This window comes from Nonomuraea turkmeniaca (genome assembly GCF_005889735.1).
Lineage (GTDB): Bacteria > Actinomycetota > Actinomycetes > Streptosporangiales > Streptosporangiaceae > Nonomuraea > Nonomuraea turkmeniaca.
The window spans coordinates 1-714 of the sequence record NZ_VCKY01000581.1; the positions used below are offsets into that span (position 1 = coordinate 1).

Below are 714 nucleotides of genomic sequence, written 5' to 3' on the forward strand. Positions count from 1 at the left end.
GGTGGTAGCCGTTGGGGCGCCGTCCGTCGAAGTACGTCGTCAGGCCGCCCGACTGCGCGTTCCCACCCCGGATCGCCCAGTGGTTCGGCTCGCCCTTGACGATGGCCGTGACGAAACGGTGGTTGATGGGCGGCATGGGGTTGTATCGCGGGTTCACCCCGGAGAAGAGTCCCCACTCCATGTCGGCCATGATCCATGGGCCGCTGCCGTCCCCGTAGCCCCACCAGTTGTTGTTGCCGAAGTAGATGGCCTCCATGATGCCAATGTCGTCGGCCTGGCCGTTCGTCTGCGCGTTGCCGTAGTCGAAACAGCACCCTCCGTTGTAGTGCGTGCCATCCAGGACGGCATACATTCCCTCGGGCTGATCGCCGGTCGCGACGCCGTTGGTGGTGTTGTTGCGGTAGCCGGTGCCGGGAGCGATGTACACGCCGTAGGCCTTCTGGCCGCCGATGGTGATCGGGGCCGCCTTCGCGTCGGCGAGGTTGTCCGATCCGCCGGGACCGGGGCCGGGTACGGCGCCGCCGGGCGCCTGGGTGAGGCGGTTGTTGCGGCCGGACTGGTCATAGATGATGGTGATGACGCAGTTGGTGCCGGAGCAGAACGAGTCCTGCGTGGCCGCGTTGGCGACTCCGCCCGCGCTCAGCACGCCGATGTCGCGGGTGGTGTTGTCCGAAGAGCGCCTGACCTGGTACAGCGGGCCGTTGTAGGCGCCGT

At 67.2% G+C, this 714-nt stretch carries 1 protein-coding gene; it reads right to left on the reverse strand.

Annotated elements, in window-relative coordinates:
• On the reverse strand, window positions 1–714 hold a 714-nt coding region (locus tag ETD86_RS54635), incomplete at both ends, for an arabinofuranosidase catalytic domain-containing protein (RefSeq protein WP_211370950.1).